The sequence below is a fragment of the Streptomyces sp. NPDC005803 genome, assembly GCF_040630435.1.
Lineage (GTDB): Bacteria > Actinomycetota > Actinomycetes > Streptomycetales > Streptomycetaceae > Streptomyces.
Window position 1 is genome coordinate 1 of the sequence record NZ_JBEXXO010000033.1, and the last position, 17,049, is coordinate 17,049.

Here is a 17,049-nt window from a genome sequence, read left to right on the forward strand (position 1 = left end):
GCAGAAAATGGCGTACGACCCGGGTACCGATGCGTCGTCGGGTGCACACGCCATTTTTGAGGAGTCTGCCCGGAGGGCCCCCACCCCCACCCACCGGGCAGAAGCGCCCCGCAGGGGACCCCGCGGGGGACCCGCGCAAATCCAGCCCGTCCGGCGATTGAGGACGGAACCCCGCACCCAGGGGGGCGCACACTGGGCAGCGCGGGGTACGCGCAACCGGAGCACGGACAACGGACGAGGGAGTCACAGCGTGAGCATCATGGCGACCGAGGGGGCCGACCCATTCGGAACCGCGCGGCTGCGACGCGGCGTGCTCGATGCCTGGGGCGCCGGCCCCGCCCGCTTCCGTGAGGACGCCAACGCCGAGGAGGACCTCGCGCTCGGCGGCTACCGCGACCGCCTCGTCGTCGAGCTGGCCCAGAACGCCGCCGACGCCGCCGCCCGCGCCGGGGTCCCCGGCCGGCTCCGGCTGACTCTGCACCCGGCGACCGGGGCCGCCCCCGCCGTCCTCGCCGCCGCGAACACCGGGGCCCCGCTGGACGCCACCGGCGTGGAGTCGCTGTCCACGCTGCGGGCCTCCGCCAAGCGCGAGGGCCACGAGGGCGCCGTCGGACGGTTCGGCGTCGGGTTCGCCGCCGTGCTCGCCGTGAGCGACGAGCCGGCCGTCGTCGGCCGGCACGGCGGTGTGCGCTGGTCCCTCGCCGAGGCCCGCGACCTCGCCCGCGAGGCGGCCGTCGGCAGCCCCGGCCTCGGTGACGAGCTCCGCCGCCGCGACGGTCACGTACCGCTGTTGCGGCTCCCGCTGCCCGCCGAGGGCACCGCGCCCGACGGCTACGACACCGTCGTCGTCCTGCCGCTGCGCGACGGCGTCGCCGAGGACCTGGTCGGCCGGCTGCTCGACGCCGTGGACGACGCGCTGCTCCTCACGCTGGCCGGTCTCGACGAGGTCGTCGTCGAAACCCCGGACTCCGTACGGACGTTGCGGCGCTCGCAGCACGGCCCGTACACCCACGTCGAGGACTCCGCGCACGGCACGAACCGCTGGCGCACCGTCGCCCACCACGGCCCGGTCGAGCCTGCCCTGCTCGCCGACCGGCCGCTGGAGGAACGGCTGCGCCCGCACTGGTCGGTGACCTGGGCCGTCCCCGTGGACGCGGAGGGCGCCCCGCTCCACCCCCGTACCGCCCCCGTCGTGCACGCCCCGACGCCCACCGACGAACCCCTCGGCGTTCCCGCGCTGCTCATCTGCTCGCTGCCGCTGGACACCACCCGCCGGCACCCCGCGCCCGGCCCGCTCACCGACTTCCTGGTGCAGCGCGCGGCCGACGCGTACGCGGAGCTGCTGGCCGACTGGCAGCCGGTGTCCGTCGCCACCATCGGGCTCGTGCCGGGTCCGCTCGGCTCGGGCGAACTCGACGGTGCGCTGCGGGGCGCCATCCTGGAGCGGCTGCCGAGGGTCGCGTTCCTGCAGCCCGCCGCCCCGCGCGATCCCGCCGACGAAGCCGACCGGTGGGACAGCTGGGACGCCGGGACGGGGAGCGCCCGCGAGGCGAGCACCGCGCTGCGGCCCATGGAGGCCGAGGTGGTGGAAGGGGTCGGCGGCGAGACGGTCGCGGTGCTGGCCGAGGTGCTGCCGTGCCTGCTGCCCGCCGGACTTGAGCGCCGCAGCGAACTGCGGACGCTCGGCGTCGCCCGCGTACCGCTGACCGAGGCGATCGACCGGCTCGCGGGTCTGGAGCGCGACCCCGGCTGGTGGCGGCGGCTGTACGACAGCCTGGCCGGTGTCGAGCCGGACCGGCTGTCGGGCCTTCCCGTGCCGCTCGCCGGGACGCAGTCACGCGGACCCGGCCCCGAGGCCCCGGCCGTGCCGCGTACGACGATCGGCCCCCGGCAGGTCCTGCTCCCGCTGCCCGACGCGCTGACCGGCCCGGTCCTGGACCGGCTCGGCCGGCTCGGGCTGAAGGTCGCGCACCCGGACGCCGCACACCCGCTCCTGGAGAAGCTGGGCGCCCTGCCCGCCACGCCGCGCGCCGTGCTGACGACGCCGCAGGTGCGGGCCGCCGTCGCCGGTTCGCTGGACGCGGGCGAGATCTGGGACGAGGACGCCGTGACCGGCGACGAGCTCGTGGAGACCGTCCTCACCCTGGTCCGGGACGCCGACCTGGAACCCGGCGAGGAGCCCTGGCTCGGTGCGCTCGCCCTGCCCGACGAGGACGGCGAGCTCGCGCCCGCCGGTGAGCTGGTCCTGCCCGGCAGCCCGTTCGCCGCCGTGATGCGCGAGGGCGAACTCGCCCACTGCGACGCGGACCTGGCCGCCCGCTGGGGCGAACAGCCCCTCACCGCCTGCGGGGTGCTCGCCACGTTCGCGCTGGTCCGGGCCACCGACGTGGTCCTGGACCCGGACGAACTGGAGCCCCGGGACAGCGACTTCGCCGAACCCGACGACGCCGGGCTGCTCGACGCCGTCGACGTGTGGTGCGAGGACATCCTCGACCAGCTGCAACTGATGCTGCCGCCGCGCAGCGGTGACGACGACGGGTGGTGGTCGGGCGACGGGCGGGTGTCCGTACCGCCGGTCGCGACCGAGATCGTCGCCGTACGCGACCTCGATCTCGTCGATGACGACGCCTGGCCCCAGGCGCTGGCCCTCCTGGCCCAGCCGCCGCTGCGGGACGCGCTGACCCAGCCGGTGCGCGTGCTGCTGCCGGACGGCACGACGCAGTCCGTACGCCCGTACACGGCCTGGTGGCTGCGTGACCACCCGGTGCTGGACGGCCGACGCCCGGCCGGCCTGCGCGCCCGTGGCAGCGACCCCCGGCTGGCCGGCCTGTACGACTCCGCCGACGCGACAGGCTTCGACGACGCCCAGGTGCTGCGCGCCCTCGGTGTGCGGACCTCGGTCGCGGCCCTGCTGGACGAGCCCGGCGGGGCGGCCGAACTCCTCGGCCGGCTCGCGGACGAGGACCGCCCGGTCGGCCCCGTACAGCTGCACTCCCTGTACACGGCGCTCGCCGACCTCGACCCGGAGCAGGTCACGCTGCCGGACGAGCTGCGGGCCGTGGTCGACGGCGAGGTCCGGGTCGTGGACGCGGCGGACGCGGTGATCGCGGACGCCCCGGACCTGCTGCCGCTGACCGAGGGCATGGCGCTGCTGCCCGTGGCCCCGGCGAACGCGGCGGAGCTGGCCGAACTGTTCCAGGTGCGGCGGCTCGGCGAGAGCGTCGAGGCGGAGGTGACCTCCGAGGGCGAGGAGCACCAGGTCCCGGACCCGGTCCGGATCCTGCTCGGCCCCGGCACCCCGGACTCGTACATGGAGCACGACGTGCTGATGGCGGCCGGCGTCGAGCTGGACTGGCGCCGCACCCCGGACGGTGTCGTGCACGCCTCGACCCTGGAGGGGGTCGCGGCGGGGCTGGCCTGGGCGGCGGGCCAGTGGCCGCGCCGTTTCGAGGTCGCGGCCCTGCTGGAGGACCCGTCCCGCACCCAGGAGCTGGCCCGGGACCGCTGGTTCGACTGACGCGCCCGCCGCGCCCCCGGCGCTACACCGGGAAGCGGCGGCCCACCAGGCGCCAGGCGTACTCCAGGGCGGCGGAGGCCACCACGGCGATGCCCACCGCGGTCCACGGCATCGTCGCCCCCACCAGCTTCAGGGCGAAGAAGTCCTGCAGCCACGGCACCGCGAGCACGATCACGAACGCCAGCCCCATTGCCCCCACCAGACAGAGCCGCCACCAGGTGTAGGGGCGCGCGATGATCGCCAGGACCCACATCGAGACCAGGAACAGCGTGAGCGTCGCCGCGCTCGTCTCCGCGTCGAGCGCACCCGTACCGGAGTAGTGGTGCCCGGCGATCAGGTACGTCGCGAAGGTCGCGACGGCCGCGATGACGCCCGAGGGGATCGCGTACCGCATGACGCGGCGTACGAAGTGCGGGTGGGCCCGTTCCTTGTTGGGCGCCAGCGCGAGGAAGAACGCGGGGACGCCGATCGTCAGCGTCGACAGCAGGGTCAGGTGCCGGGGCAGGAACGGGTACTCGACCTGGAAGCAGACGACCAGGATCGCCAGCAGCACCGAGTAGACGGTCTTCGTCAGGAACAGGGTGGCGACCCGCGTGATGTTGCCGATGACCCGGCGGCCCTCGGCGACGACGGACGGCAGCGTGGCGAAGCTGTTGTCGAGCAGCACGATCTGGGCGACCGCCCGGGTCGCCTCCGAGCCCGAGCCCATCGAGACGCCGATGTCGGCGTCCTTGAGGGCGAGGACGTCGTTCACGCCGTCGCCCGTCATCGCGACGGTGTGGCCGCGCGACTGGAGGGCGGCGACCATCTCCCGCTTCTGCTGCGGGGTGACGCGGCCGAAGACCGTGTTCTCCTCCATGGCGGTGGCCATCGCGTCGCGGTCGGTCGGCAGCTTGCGCGCGTCCAGGGTGTGCTCGGCTCCGGGCAGCCCGAGCTTCGTGGCGACGGCGCCGACCGAGACGGCGTTGTCCCCGGAGATCACCTTCGCGGCGACCCGCTGGTCGGCGAAGTAGGCGAGGGTCTCCCCGGCGTCGGGCCGCAGCCGCTGTTCCAGGACGATCAGCGCGCTCGGTACGGCCCCGGCGGCGACGTCCGGAGCGTCCAGCTCGCCCCGCACCCGGGCCAGCAGCAGCACCCGCAGGCCCTGCTCGTTGAGCTGCTCGGTCTCGGTGAGCGCCGGGTCCGCCTCGGGCAGCAGCACATCGGGGGCGCCGAGCAGCCACGACGACTCACGCCCCGCACCCTCGTCGAAAGCGGCCCCGCTGTACTTGCGGGCCGAGGAGAACGGCAGCGCCCGCGTGACGTCCCAGGTCTGCCCGTCCGGGGGCGAGTAGGTGTCGATGATGGCCTGGAGGCTGGCGTTGGGCCGCGGGTCGGAGGCGCCGAGGGCGCCCAGCACACGGCGCAGGTACGGCTCGTCGGCCCCGTTCAGCGCGCGGACCTCGGTGACGTCCATGCCGCCCTCGGTGAGGGTGCCGGTCTTGTCCAGGCAGACGATGTCGACCCGGGCCAGGCCCTCGATGGCGGGGAGCTCCTGGACCAGGCACTGCTTGCGTCCCAGCCGTACGACGCCGATCGCGAAGGCGACCGAGGTGAGCAGGACCAGGCCCTCCGGGATCATGGGGACGATGCCGCCGACGGTCCGGGCCACCGAGTCCTTGAAGTCGTTGTCCTTGACGACGAGCTGGCTGATGATCAGGCCGATCGCGGTCGGGATCATCATCCAGGTGACGTACTTGAGGATGGTGGAGATGCCGCTGCGCAGCTCGGACTGGACGAGCGTGAAGCGGGAGGCCTCCTCGGCGAGCTGCGCGGCATAGGCCTCACGGCCGACCTTGGTGGCGGTGAAGGCCCCGCCGCCGGCGACGACGAAGCTGCCGGACATGACGGCGTCGCCGGCCCGTTTCAGTACCGGGTCGGCCTCGCCGGTGAGCAGGGACTCGTCGATCTCCAGGCTGTCGGCCTCGGCGACCGTGCCGTCCACGATCACCTTGTCGCCGGGACCGAGCTCGACGAGATCGCCGAGGACGATCTCGGAGATGGAGACCTCGGCCGCCACTCCGTCCCGCCGCACCGTGGGTTTCGCCTCGCCGATGACCGCGAGGCTGTCCAGCGTCTTCTTGGCCCGCCACTCCTGCACGATGCCGATGCCCGTGTTGGCGATGATCACGAAGCCGAAGAGGCTGTCCTGGATCGGCGCGACGCACAGCATGATCACCCAGAGGACGCCGATGATCAGGTTGAACCGGGTGAAGACGTTGGCGCGGACGATCTCGGTCACGGACCGGGAGGAACGCACCGGTACGTCGTTGACCTCGCCGCGGGCGATCCGCTCCGCGACCTCGGCCGCCGTCAGTCCGTGCCCGGCGGACGCCGGGGCGGGCAGGTCCACCGGATGGACCGGGTCGAGTTCGGAACCGGCGTCGATCTTCACCCGCCGGTCGCGGCCGGGGGGTCCGGAGGAACCGGTCGGCTGTTCCCCGGAGGGATCGAGTGCCCGCTGAGTCATGGTTCCGACGGTACGGGCGGATCGTCCGGTTCACCCACCGGGGGGTCCGAAGATCAGACCGGGGGAGGACGGGAATCGTCCCGTGGCACTACGGAGGCGATGCGGAGGCGGTGCGGACCCGGTGCCGCCGGCCGTCGTCGGCGGGGTGTGGGGCCCGCTCGCTCTCGGGCGGCGGCACCCGGGGCCCGCTCTCAGGCGGAGGCGCCCGGGGCGTCGGTGGCGTCGGCCCGCGCCGCGGCGGCCCGCTTGAGGGCCGCGTCGCGGCCCCGTACGTACCAGATGCCGATCAGGCCGAGCCCGGCGCCGGCCAGACACGTCCACACCCACCACAGGTGTCCGTGGTCGTCGAACCAGCCGTAGAACGGGAGCTGGACCAGGAAGAGGACGAACCAGAGGATCGTGCCGCCGGTGATGGTCGCGACGACCGGCCCCTCCAGGGGCTCGGGTGCCTCGTGCTTCGGTGTCCACTTCGCCATGCGGCCAGTGTATGCGCGGCTCACATAAAGAGGGACGGGCCAGTCGGCGCAAGGGTCTACGCGCGGAGATAGCGATCTTCGCCTTATGTATTCATACTGAATCTGCTTACGACTGTCTCAATTTCTTCGTGTGAAAGTCCAAAGCTGACTGTCTTTCGCCCCCCTCTACGCACGACTGAGGTCATACATGTCCCCCTCGGCCACCGCTCCGGTCGACCCCACTCCGCCTTCGTCGCCCCGGCCCACCGGCGGCCTGGACGGCTACTTCAAGATCTCCGAGCGGGGGTCGTCGGTCGCGCGTGAGATCCGCGGTGGCTTCGCCACGTTCTTCGCGATGGCGTACATCATCGTGCTGAACCCGATCATCCTGGGCAGCGCGAAGGACATGTACGGTCACCAGCTCGACAGTGGCCAGCTGGTCACCGCGACGGTGCTGACCGCGGCGTTCTCCACCCTGCTCATGGGCGTCATCGGCAACGTGCCGATCGCCCTGGCCGCGGGGCTCGGCGTCAACACCGTCGTCGCCCTCCAGCTCGCCCCCCGGATGAGCTGGCCCGACGCCATGGGCATGGTCGTCCTCGCGGGCATCGTGGTCATGCTGCTCGTCGCGACCGGGCTGCGCGAACGCGTGATGAACGCCGTACCGACCTCGCTGCGCAAGGGCATCGCGATCGGTATCGGGCTCTTCATCCTGCTGATCGGCCTGGTCGACTCGGGCTTCGTCTCCCGCGTGCCGGACCTCGCGCACACCACCGTGCCGCTCCAGCTGGGCAACGACGGCCACCTCAACGGCTGGCCGGTCCTGGTCTTCGTCCTGGGCGCGCTGCTGACGCTCGTGCTGATCGTCCGCAAGGTGCCGGGCGCGATCCTGATCTCCATCGTGGCGATGACGGCCGTCGCGCTGATCATCGAGGCGGTCTCCGACCTGCCGGGCGAGGCCTGGGGCCTGACCGTGCCGCAGTGGCCGGGCAATCCGGTCGCCTCGCCGGACTTCGGGCTGGTCGGTCAGGTCAGTCTGTTCGGCGGTTTCCACAAGGTCGGTGTCCTCACCGGCATCCTGTTCGTCTTCACCGTGCTGCTGTCCTGCTTCTTCGACGCGATGGGCACCATCCTCGGCGTCGGCGACGAGGCCAAGCTGACCGACAAGAACGGCAACTTCCCGGGCATCAACAAGGTGCTGTTCATCGACGGCGTCGCGGTCGCCGCGGGCGGTGCGAGCTCCGCCTCGGCGGGCACCTGCTTCGTGGAGTCCACCGCGGGTGTCGGCGAGGGCGCCCGCACCGGTCTCGCGAGCATCGTGACGGGTCTGCTCTTCACGGCGGCGCTGTTCCTCACGCCGCTGGCGACCATGGTCCCCTCGCAGGCGGCCACTCCGGCGCTGCTGGCGGTCGGCTTCCTGATCATCGCGGGCTCGGTGCGGGACATCGACTGGAGCGATTACACGCTCGCGGTCCCGGCCTTCCTCGCCATGGTGCTGATGCCGTTCACGTACTCGATCACCAACGGCATCGGGATCGGCTTCATCACCTTCTGCGTGCTGCGGCTGGCCGTGGGCCGCGGTCGCGAGGTGCCGGCGGCCATGTACGTCGTGTCGGCGGTCTTCGTCTTCTACTACGCGATGCCGGCGCTCGGCCTCACGTGACCCCCGCAGGGGCACGGATGCGGGAGCGGGCTCACGGCCCCGGGGGTCAGGTGACCTCCTCGGCCGTGACCTCCTCCGCTCCGTAGAACTTCTCCGTCTCGTCGACGGCCGCCTGGAAGCGCTCGTCGAAGTCGTCGCGAATGAGCGTCCGGACCACATAGTCCTGGACGCTCATTCCGCGTTTGGCGGCGTGCTGCTTGAGCCGGTCGAGCAGCTCACCGTCTATCCGCAGGCTGAGCACTGTCGATCCCATGGCAAGCAGGGTTACGTCCTGCGGCCCCGACACGCGTGACTTTCCGGAATTGACTCACTCGTTTGGGTGATCAATTGGTGATGTGTCCCTCGCGCGTGTACCACCGGGTGGTCTTTAGGGTAGGTAATGAGTTACGCTAACAAACATGCCTGACCTGATCCACGACAGCGACAGTGCCGCCGCCGTGAGCTCCCTTCGTTCCGCCGTCATGCTGCTCGGCCGGCGCCTCAAGCACCAGCGCGTCGACGAGTCGCTGAGCCCCACCGAGATGTCGGTGCTCGGCACACTCGCCCGTTGCGGTTCGGCCACCCCCGGTGAGCTGGCCCGCAAGGAGCACGTGCAGCCGCCGTCGATGACCCGCATCGTCGCGCTGCTGGAAGCGAAGGGACTTGTCAGACTGGAACCGCACCCCGATGACCGTCGTCAGAAGATGGTCAGCCAGACCGAGCAGGCCGAGGCCATGCTCGCCGAGAGCCGCAACAAGCGGAACGCCTGGCTGACCACCCTCGCCGAAGGCCTGGACGAGGACGAGTGGGAGACGCTGCGCAACGCGGCGCCCGTGCTGGAGAAGCTCGCCCACCTGTAGCGGAGCGGGCCGCGCCGGACAGCGACCGGCGCACCGCCCCCACCGCCGCATCCCCGTCAGTCAGCGCATTGTCCACGCCCGAGGAGGCGAACCCTTTTGAGTACGGGATCCGGAGCAGACTCCGCCCCCGCACCGACTTCCACCCACGAGAGCAAGCCCGGCGGGACCTTCTCGTCGCTGAAGATCCGCAACTACCGCCTGTTCGCCACGGGCGCCGTGATCTCCAACACCGGTACCTGGATGTCCCGCATCACGCAGGACTGGCTCGTCCTGAGCCTCACCGGGTCCGCCACCGCCGTCGGCATCACGACGGCGCTCCAGTTCCTCCCCATGCTCCTCTTCGGCCTGTACGGCGGCGTGATCGCCGACCGCCTGCCGAAGCGCAAGCTCCTGCTCGTCAGCCAGGCGGCCCTCGGCGCCTGCGGGATCGTGCTCGCCGCCCTCACGCTCTCGGGCGTGGTGCAGGTGTGGCACGTCTATCTGATCGCCTTCCTGCTCGGCATGGTCACGGTCGTGGACAACCCGGCCCGACAGGCGTTCGTGTCCGAGATGGTCGGCCCCGCGCAACTGCGCAACGCCGTCAGCCTGAACTCGGCGAACTTCCAGTCCGCCCGGCTCGTCGGTCCCGCCGTCGCGGGTGTGCTGATTACCACGGTCGGCAGCGGCTGGGCCTTCATGTTCAACGGCCTGTCGTTCCTGGCCCCCCTGGTGGGCCTGCTGATGATGCGTACGAGTGAGCTGCACAAGGCCGTCGTCATACCGCGCGCCAAGGGGCAGCTCCGTGAGGGGCTGCGGTACGTCTCCGGGCACCCCGAGCTGATCTGGCCGATCGTCCTCGTCGGCTTCGTCGGCACGTTCGGTTTCAACTTCCCGATCTGGCTGACGGCCTTCGCGGACGAGATCTTCCACGGCGGCGCCGGGATGTACTCGTTCTTCAACATCCTCATGGCGGCCGGCTCCCTCGCGGGCGCGCTCCTCGCCGCCCGTCGCCGCTCCTCGCGGCTGCGGATGCTGGTGGCCGCGGGCACGGCGTTCGGCGTGCTGGAGATCATCGCCTCCCTGGCGCCGTCCGTCTGGATCTTCGCGATCCTGCTCGTCCCGATCGGCATGATCGGCCTGACGACCAACATCAGCGCGAACACCAGCGTCCAGATGGCCTCCGACCCGGCCATGCGCGGCCGGGTGATGAGCCTGTACATGATGGTCTTCGCCGGGGGCACGCCGGTGGGCGCCCCGATCGTCGGCTGGATCAGTGACGCGTACGGCGTCCGGACCGGCATGGCGGTCGGCGGGGCGTTCTCTCTGGTGGCCGCGGTCGGTGTCGGCCTCATGCTGGCCCGCGTCGGCGGCCTGCGCCTCAAGGTCGACCTGCGCCCGGGCCGCCCGCACGTGCGGTTCGTCCCGCGCGAGCAGCTGGCGACGGCGGCCTGACAGCCGCGGTACGAGAACGTGATACGGCCCCGCCCGGGATTCGGGCGGGGCCGTACGCGTACGGCGTGGGCGTCAGTCGCGCGGGAAGCCGCCGGTCTCCAGCGTGAGGCCGACGACGGTCTCGGTGAGGTCGATCGGCGTGCCGAAGTCGAAGCTCAGCAGACCGCGGTACTCGTCGTCCTTCGGGAGCGTGTGGAGGTGCCACTTGCCGGTGTACGGGTCGACGATGACGTACACCGGAACGCCTGCGGTGGCGTAGGTGGCCTTCTTCGAGCCATAGTCGTTGGCCGCGGTCTCCTTGGAGATCACCTCGGCCACGAACTCGATGTCCTGATAGCGCCAACGGCCCTTCGCGTCCTTCGTCGCACCTTCCGCCAGTGCGACGACATCGGAGGCGAAGCCGTTGAGCCGCCCGGGGAAGTCGATGCGTACGTCGGATTTCAGCTGCTGCCGGGTGTACCTGGCACGCAACTGCTCGACCAGGTCGAGGATGATCGCCCAATGGGTGTCCCGTTGCGGCGACGTGTAGATGTTCCCCTCGACGATCTCTACCTTGAATCCCTCGGGGGTGGGCTCAAGCCACTCGAACATCATGTCCAGAGTGCGCTCGTCGCTGGTGTCGGCCATCTCGATCCTGTCGGTGTCCACGACGGTCATCGTGCCCGCTCCTCCCCGCTGCCGCACGGGCGCGGGCAGCCGCGCGGTACAACGCTACGCACGGAGGCCGGGACGCGGGACGGTGAGCGGGGCGGTTACGCTCGTCGGGTGGACCCGAAGACCAGAAACCGCATCATGGCGGCCGTGCTCGTGCTGATGTTCGCCGTCGTCGCCGTGGCGGCCGCCCTCGGATGATCCGCCGAGGACGGCCGCCCACGAGCCGCTCCTACCAGGCGAAGTTCTCCGGCGACGGGCCCGGGCCCGGGAAGATCTCCTCCAGAGCCGCCAGCACCTCGTCCGAGAGCTCCAGCTCCACCGCGCGCAGCGCGGAGTCGAGCTGTTCCCGCGTCCGCGGACCGGAGATCGGACCGGTGACGCCGGGCCGGGTCAGCAGCCAGGCCAGGCCCACCTCGCCGGGCTGGAGCCCGTGCTTGTCCAGCAGGTCCTCGTACGACTGGATCTGAGCCCGCACCTTCGGGTCGGCCAGTGCCTCGCCGGAGCGGCCCGAGACGGACCGGGCGCCGCCACCCTCGCGCTCCTTGCGGATCGCGCCTCCGAGCAGCCCGCCGTGCAGCGGCGACCAGGGGATGACCCCGAGGCCGTACTCCTGGGCGGCCGGGATGACCTCCATCTCGGCCCCGCGCTCCATCAGGTTGTAGATGCACTGCTCGCTGACCAGGCCGTAGCTGCCCCGCTGCCGGGCCCTCTCGTTGGCCTGGGCGATCTTGTACCCGGAGAAGTTCGACGATCCGGCGTAGAGGATCTTGCCCTGCTGGATCAGTACGTCGATGGCCTGCCAGATCTCGTCGACCGGGGTGGACCGGTCGACGTGGTGGAACTGGTACAGGTCGATGTGGTCCGTCTGCAGCCGTTTGAGGCTGGCGTCGACGGCCCGGCGGATGTTGAGGGCGGACAGCTTGTCGTGGTTGGGCCACGCCTCACCGTCGGCGCCCATGTTGCCGTAGACCTTGGTGGCGAGCACGACCTTGTCGCGACGGTCGCCGCCCTGCGCGAACCAGGTGCCGAGGATCTCCTCGGTGCGGCCCTTGTTCTCGCCCCATCCGTAGACGTTCGCGGTGTCGAAGAAATTGACGCCGGCGTCCAGGGCGGCGTCCATGAGCGTGTGACTGTCGCTCTCGTTGGTCTGGGGGCCGAAGTTCATCGTCCCCAGGACGAGGCGGCTGACCTTGAGTCCGGTACGTCCGAGCTGCGTGTACTTCATGAGGACAACCCAACGCCTTGGAGTCCGCTCGAAGCAAGGGCGGATCTCCGCGGCGGCCCCCGGTTCACCCCGTCCGGCGACGGCCCGGAGCCAGGAGCTGCCCCAGCGCCGCGGCGGTGAGGAGCCAGACGCAGCAGCCGACCGGCAGCGCGCCGACGGCCTGGAGAGGGGAGCGGTAGGCCAGCGTCCCCCAGGCGGCGAGACCGTTGATCCAGCCGCTCATGGAGAGGATCAGCGCCGCGCGCGGCGAGAGGTGGAGCCGGGCGATGAGCTGGTCCGCGATCAGCACCCCCACCGTCAGCGCGGCGACGCAGGCCGCGAACGCGATCACGACGAAGCGGCCGGACAGCTCGTCCGTGGCGGCGTTGTCGAGGGCCGCACCGCCCGCGCCGAGGGGGAGGGCGAGCAGGAGCGCGGAGAGGAGCCGGGTGAACAGCGACTTGTCCTGCGGGTCGAACACGTTCGTGAACCCCTGCGCTCCGGCCATGCCCACCAGGCCTCCCAGGACGCCACCGGCGAGCGCCCCCTGCGCGCCGGCCGGGGTGCACAGCAGCACCAGTAACGCCGTGACCAGAGCCGTGCCCGCCCCCGCCAGCCAGGTGGCGGCCACGGTGCGGGTGGAGACCGTGCCGGCGCGCGCCCCCCTCCCGGCGATGCGCAGCCGTTGGGGCGCCGGTGCGGGCGGCCCACCCGGCAACGGGTACGGGTACCGCGGCATGGGCGGCTGGAACGGCACGGTGGGCGGGACCGCCGGGTGGGGGACCGGAGGTGCGGGTACGGGCGCGAGCGGGGCCGCGGCGTGCGGCACCGAACCCAGGGCGGTGGGTGCGTGCTCCGCCCGTACGGCGCCGGCCGCGTCCGGTGGCGCGGCGTGCGGGGCCGGACGCGGGGCGGTCGGTGCGTCCGCCGGCGGGACGGGGCCGGCCGTGTCCGGTGCGGCCGTCGGCCCGGCGGCGAGCGCGGCACGCAGCAGGGCGGCGGTCTCCGCCGCGTCCCCGGGCCGCTCGTCCGGCTCCTTGGCGAGTAAGCGCAGGATGACCGCGTCGAGCTCCCCGAAGCCGGCGAGGTCCGTGCGCCGGGTGCTCGGCGGCTCGGGGATGTCGCCGAGGTGCTGCGCCAGGACGGCCGTACCGGCGCCGGTGAACGGCGGCCCGCCCGTGAGGAGCGTGTGGAGCAGGCAGCCGAGGGAGTACAGGTCGCTGCGGCTGTCCAGGACGTCGGGCGCCCTGATCTGTTCCGGCGACATGTACAGCGGGGTGCCGATCACGAAGCCGACGGCGGTCAGATCGGTTCGGGTGACGGCGGCGGCCGTCGACAGCATCCGTGCGATCCCGAAGTCGAGGATCTTGACGGTGCCCCCTGCGGTGAGCAGGACGTTGGCCGGTTTGATGTCACGGTGCACGATGCCCGCCCGGTGCGCCGTCTCCAGCCCCGCGCAGATCTCGATGCCCCAGCCCATCACCTCCTGGGGCGACGGCAGTTGCGGCCTGCGGCTCTCCATCACGGCCCCGAGGTCCTGCCCTTCGAGGTGCTCCATGACGAGGTACAGCACGCGTTCCCCCGCCACCCGCGCCTCGCCGAAGTCGTGCAGGGTGACGATGTGCGGGCTCGACAGCCCGCCGACGACCCGGGCCTCGCGGGCGAAGCGGGTCGCCGAGGTCTCCTCGTCGACCTGGGAGAGGACCTTGACCGCGACCTTGCGCCCGATGCGTTCGTCCTCGGCCAGCCATACCCGGCCCATACCGCCCGCCCCGGCCGGTTCTGTGAGCCGGTACCGTCCGTCAAGGATCTCGCCACGCATAAGCCGCCCCCGCTCAACTCGTGTGCCGTGCAACGTACATGATGGCCCGCCAGCCGTACGGCGGACCATCGCGCGTCACCGGCCCGGGCGCGGGGCCGAGCCCGCGGTCCGTGCGGTGCCGGGCGGCCCGGAGCTGGGTGGACCCGGCGCCCGAGGAAGGCGGGGGCACCCCTCACGCAGGTGCTACGCGTCGCCGAACCGGTCCAGCGCGGCCAGCACCGCCCGGCTCGTCGCCGCTCCGCCCAGGTGGCCGGCGTCCTCGATCACGGTGAGTTCCGCGTCCGGCCACGCCTTGGCCAGCTCCCACGCGGTGGTCAGCGGGCCGCCCATGTCGAGGCGTCCGTGCACCAGCACGCCCGGGATTCCCGCCAGACGGCCCGCGTCCCGGATCAGCCGGCCCTCCTCCAGCCACGCGCCGTTCGAGAAGTAGTGCGCGCAGATCCGGACCAGCGCCTGCCGCGCCCTGTCGGGGCGGCCGCTGTACGGGGGCGGACCGGCGGAGACCTCCATGGCGAGCACCGCGTCCTCCCAGGCGCACCAGCCGGCCGTGGCCCGTGCCCGTACCTCCGGGTCGGGACTCTCCGTCCGCCGGGCGTACGCGGCGAGGACGTCGGGGGTCGCGTCACTCGCGGCCTCCGGGACCCCGGCCCGGAACACGTCCCACGCGTCGGGGAAGAAGCGGCCCGCGCCCCGGTACAGCCAGTCGATCTCGGAGCGCCGGGTCGTGGTGACGGCCGGGATCACGATCTCGCTGACCCGGTCCGGGTGCCGCTCGGCGTACGCGAGGATCAGCGTGGAACCCCAGGAACCCCCGTACAGCAGCCACCGGTCGACGCCCAGCAGGATGCGCAGACGCTCCATGTCGGCGATCAGGTGGTCCGTCGTGTTGTGCCGCAGGTCGGTGGCCGGGTCGCTCGCGTGCGGGGTGGAGCGGCCGCAGTTGCGCTGGTCGAAGAGGATCACGCGGTAGCGGTCGGGGTCGAAGTACTGCCGGGGGCGCGGCGTGCACCCGGACCCCGGGCCGCCGTGGACGACCAGGGCGGGCTTCCCGGCCGGGTTGCCGCACGCCTCCCAGTACACGAGGTTGCCGTCACCCACGTCGAGCATGCCGTGCTCGTACGGTTCGATCGGCGGGTACTTGTCGTCGGGTGCTCGTTCCATGTCCGTCATCCTCAGCCCTTGACCACGGCGTGGTGCGCGGGGGCCCATGGCACCACGGCGCGGGCCGGGCCCGCCACGGTGAGCCGTCCATGACACCGGGCGCGCGTGCCCGGGTGGGCCGGAGTGCGCACCGCCGCGCCGCGTAGCCTGGAAGCGTGAACGCGACTCCCGAGGTACTGGCCGTACTCGGCGACCTGCTCGCCGCCGCAGCTCCCGCCGACCGCGGTGCTCTCTGGCAACTGGACCGTCAGGGCCGGGAGTTGGACGCGAACCTGGTCCGCCTGCCGCCGGGGGCCGAGGTGGGGGAGCACCAGGAGAACGTCCTGGACGTCCTCCTCGTGGTCCTCGAAGGCAGCGGCCGCCTCACCCCGGGCGACGGCGGTGAGCCGCTCACCCTCGGTCCGACCACGGCGATGTGGCTCCCGCGCACCTCACGCCGCTCCCTGGCCGCCGGCCCCGACGGCCTCGCCTACCTCACGGTGCACCGCCGCCGCCCGGGCCTCGCGATCACGCCCGCGCCGGCGTCCGCGGTGACGTACGAGGGCGGCGAGGCGCCCTGCGCCCTGGACCGGGTCTGCCCCGAGTGCGGCCGCCTGTCACAGGAATCCGCGCCGACGTACTGCGGCGCCTGCGGCGAGCGCTTCCCGGACCGCTGACCCGGGGCCGTCCCGCTCACGGTGCCCGGCCCCAGCCCCCTGGAACTGCCCGGACCCCCTGACCGTCCTGGACAGCAGGGCCGGCCGGAGGGGAAGCGCGGGGAGATCATGGGGGAACGGACGGACAGCGGTACGGTCGAGGTGTCCGAGGCCGGGGTCTCGTGGTGGGTGGGGGAGCGCCCGGGGCGTTGGGCGCGCGGCCGGGTGACCGCCGGGCTCGCCCTGCTCACGGCGCTCCTGCTCGCCTTTCCCCGGGTGGTGCCCGACCGGCCCGGTCACCTGGGCAGCCTGCTGGAGGCGTTCCTGCCGTGGCTCGGTCTGGCGGTCGTCCCCCTGCTCGCCCTGGCCCTGCTGCGCCGCTCGGCCACGGCTCTGCTGTCCCTGCTGCTGCCGGCCGTGGCGTGGGCGTACGCGTTCGGCGGGCTGCTCCTCGCCGCGCCGGAGCCCTCTGGGCGCGTGCTGGTCGTGGTGCAGCACAACGTGAGCGACGTCAACACGGACCCGGCCGGCACGGCCCGCACCCTGGCCGAGGCGGAGCCGGACCTGATCGCGCTGGAGGAACTGGTCCCGGCCGCCCTGCCGGCGTACGAGAAGGCGCTCGCCCCGGCCTTCCGGTTCCACGAGGTCAGAGGGACGGTGGGGATCTGGTCGAAGCACCCGCTCTCCGGCACGCGTGCGGTGGACATCAAGCCCGGTGGGATCGCGGAAGGCTGGAGCCGCGGCCTGCGCACCGTGGTCCACACCCCGTACGGCGAGGTCGCGGCCTACGTCGTCCACCTCCCGTCGGTCCGCCTCGGGACCAGCGGGTACGCCTCCTCCTGGCGGGACGAGAGCGCCCATCTGCTGGGCCGGGCCGTCGCCGCCGAGACCGTGGCGAAGGTGATCGTGCTGGGCGACCTCAACAGCACGGTCGACGACCGCGGTCTGTCCCCCCTGACCTCGCAGCTGAACGCCTCGGAGCGCGGCTTCGCGTTCAGCTTCCCCGCATCCTTCCCGCTGGCCCGGATCGACCAGGTCCTGGCCCGCTCGGCGACGGTCGGCCGCATGCGCACCCTGCCCGCGACCGGCAGCGATCACCTGCCGGTCACCGCCCGGGTCGCACTGCGCTGAGCGAGCCGCCGACCCGCGGTGCGGGACC

Annotated in this window: 13 protein-coding genes; 6 read left to right on the top strand and 7 right to left on the bottom strand. The window is 72.4% G+C overall.

The window, feature by feature from the left end:
• Window positions 1-256: 256 nt before the first annotated feature.
• Window positions 257-3,517, top strand: coding sequence for a molecular chaperone Hsp90 (locus ABZ454_RS33400; RefSeq protein ID WP_359543383.1), 3,261 nt, complete (start codon window positions 257-259; stop codon window positions 3,515-3,517).
• 22 nt (window positions 3,518-3,539) lie between these two features.
• Here the strand turns inward: ABZ454_RS33400 and ABZ454_RS33405 are convergent, their stop codons facing one another.
• Together ABZ454_RS33405 and ABZ454_RS33410 are read right to left on the bottom strand one after the other, a co-directional pair.
• On the bottom strand, window positions 3,540-6,026 hold the full coding sequence (locus ABZ454_RS33405) for a cation-translocating P-type ATPase (RefSeq protein WP_359543335.1): 2,487 nt from the start codon (window positions 6,024-6,026) through the stop codon (window positions 3,540-3,542).
• 191 nt (window positions 6,027-6,217) lie between these two features.
• Complete coding sequence (locus ABZ454_RS33410; protein ID WP_356319953.1) at window positions 6,218-6,502, bottom strand: DUF2530 domain-containing protein; 285 nt, start codon at window positions 6,500-6,502, stop codon at window positions 6,218-6,220.
• Window positions 6,503-6,689: 187 nt separating this feature from the next.
• On the opposite strand from ABZ454_RS33410, the gene ABZ454_RS33415 reads away from it, so the two are divergent.
• A complete protein-coding gene (locus ABZ454_RS33415; protein ID WP_359543336.1) occupies window positions 6,690-8,144 on the top strand; it encodes an NCS2 family permease in 1,455 nt (484 codons plus the stop codon).
• A gap of 46 nt (window positions 8,145-8,190) precedes the next feature.
• Here ABZ454_RS33415 and ABZ454_RS33420 read toward each other — a convergent pair whose 3' ends face one another.
• The gene (locus ABZ454_RS33420; protein ID WP_356319951.1) at window positions 8,191-8,397 is read right to left on the bottom strand and encodes a ribbon-helix-helix protein, CopG family; all 207 of its coding nucleotides are present in this window, start codon (window positions 8,395-8,397) and stop codon (window positions 8,191-8,193) included.
• 145 nt (window positions 8,398-8,542) lie between these two features.
• Here ABZ454_RS33420 and ABZ454_RS33425 point away from each other — a divergent pair, with 145 nt between their 5' ends.
• Together ABZ454_RS33425 and ABZ454_RS33430 are read left to right on the top strand one after the other, a co-directional pair.
• Window positions 8,543-8,983 carry a MarR family transcriptional regulator gene (locus ABZ454_RS33425; RefSeq protein WP_123524412.1) on the top strand — a complete coding sequence of 147 codons (441 nt, stop codon included), beginning with the start codon at window positions 8,543-8,545 and terminating at the stop codon, window positions 8,981-8,983.
• A gap of 96 nt (window positions 8,984-9,079) precedes the next feature.
• A complete protein-coding gene (locus tag ABZ454_RS33430) occupies window positions 9,080-10,414 on the top strand; it encodes an MFS transporter (protein WP_359543337.1) in 1,335 nt (444 codons plus the stop codon).
• 72 nt (window positions 10,415-10,486) lie between these two features.
• On the opposite strand, the gene ABZ454_RS33435 is transcribed toward ABZ454_RS33430, so the two are convergent.
• From ABZ454_RS33435 to pip, 4 genes are all read right to left on the bottom strand, one after another.
• Complete coding sequence (locus ABZ454_RS33435; protein ID WP_359543338.1) at window positions 10,487-11,071, bottom strand: Uma2 family endonuclease; 585 nt, start codon at window positions 11,069-11,071, stop codon at window positions 10,487-10,489.
• A 226-nt stretch (window positions 11,072-11,297) separates the two neighbouring features.
• Window positions 11,298-12,293, bottom strand: coding sequence for an aldo/keto reductase (locus ABZ454_RS33440; RefSeq protein ID WP_359543339.1), 996 nt, complete (start codon window positions 12,291-12,293; stop codon window positions 11,298-11,300).
• A 64-nt stretch (window positions 12,294-12,357) separates the two neighbouring features.
• Window positions 12,358-14,163, bottom strand: coding sequence for a serine/threonine-protein kinase (locus ABZ454_RS33445; RefSeq protein ID WP_359543340.1), 1,806 nt, complete (start codon window positions 14,161-14,163; stop codon window positions 12,358-12,360).
• Between the two features lie 114 nt (window positions 14,164-14,277).
• Entirely contained in the window at window positions 14,278-15,255 is a 978-nt protein-coding gene (pip, locus tag ABZ454_RS33450; RefSeq protein WP_359543341.1) for a prolyl aminopeptidase, read from the bottom strand.
• Window positions 15,256-15,410: 155 nt separating this feature from the next.
• Between pip and ABZ454_RS33455 the strand changes: the two genes are divergently transcribed.
• A complete protein-coding gene (locus ABZ454_RS33455; RefSeq protein ID WP_359543342.1) occupies window positions 15,411-15,911 on the top strand; it encodes a hypothetical protein in 501 nt (166 codons plus the stop codon).
• Window positions 15,912-16,019: 108 nt separating this feature from the next.
• A complete protein-coding gene (locus ABZ454_RS33460) occupies window positions 16,020-17,021 on the top strand; it encodes an endonuclease/exonuclease/phosphatase family protein (RefSeq protein WP_359543343.1) in 1,002 nt (333 codons plus the stop codon).
• The last annotated feature ends 28 nt before the right edge of the window (window positions 17,022-17,049 follow it).

Coding starts and splice junctions, on each gene's coding strand:
- ABZ454_RS33420 (WP_356319951.1), bottom strand. CDS start 8,397: ATGGGATCGACAGTGCTCAGCCTGCGGATAGACGGTGAGCTGCTCGAC.
- ABZ454_RS33460 (WP_359543343.1), top strand. CDS start 16,020: ATGGGGGAACGGACGGACAGCGGTACGGTCGAGGTGTCCGAGGCCGGG.
- ABZ454_RS33415 (WP_359543336.1), top strand. CDS start 6,690: ATGTCCCCCTCGGCCACCGCTCCGGTCGACCCCACTCCGCCTTCGTCG.
- ABZ454_RS33440 (WP_359543339.1), bottom strand. CDS start 12,293: ATGAAGTACACGCAGCTCGGACGTACCGGACTCAAGGTCAGCCGCCTC.
- ABZ454_RS33445 (WP_359543340.1), bottom strand. CDS start 14,163: ATGGTCCGCCGTACGGCTGGCGGGCCATCATGTACGTTGCACGGCACA.
- ABZ454_RS33410 (WP_356319953.1), bottom strand. CDS start 6,502: ATGGCGAAGTGGACACCGAAGCACGAGGCACCCGAGCCCCTGGAGGGG.
- ABZ454_RS33435 (WP_359543338.1), bottom strand. CDS start 11,071: ATGACCGTCGTGGACACCGACAGGATCGAGATGGCCGACACCAGCGAC.
- ABZ454_RS33425 (WP_123524412.1), top strand. CDS start 8,543: ATGCCTGACCTGATCCACGACAGCGACAGTGCCGCCGCCGTGAGCTCC.
- pip (WP_359543341.1), bottom strand. CDS start 15,255: ATGGAACGAGCACCCGACGACAAGTACCCGCCGATCGAACCGTACGAG.
- ABZ454_RS33405 (WP_359543335.1), bottom strand. CDS start 6,026: ATGACTCAGCGGGCACTCGATCCCTCCGGGGAACAGCCGACCGGTTCC.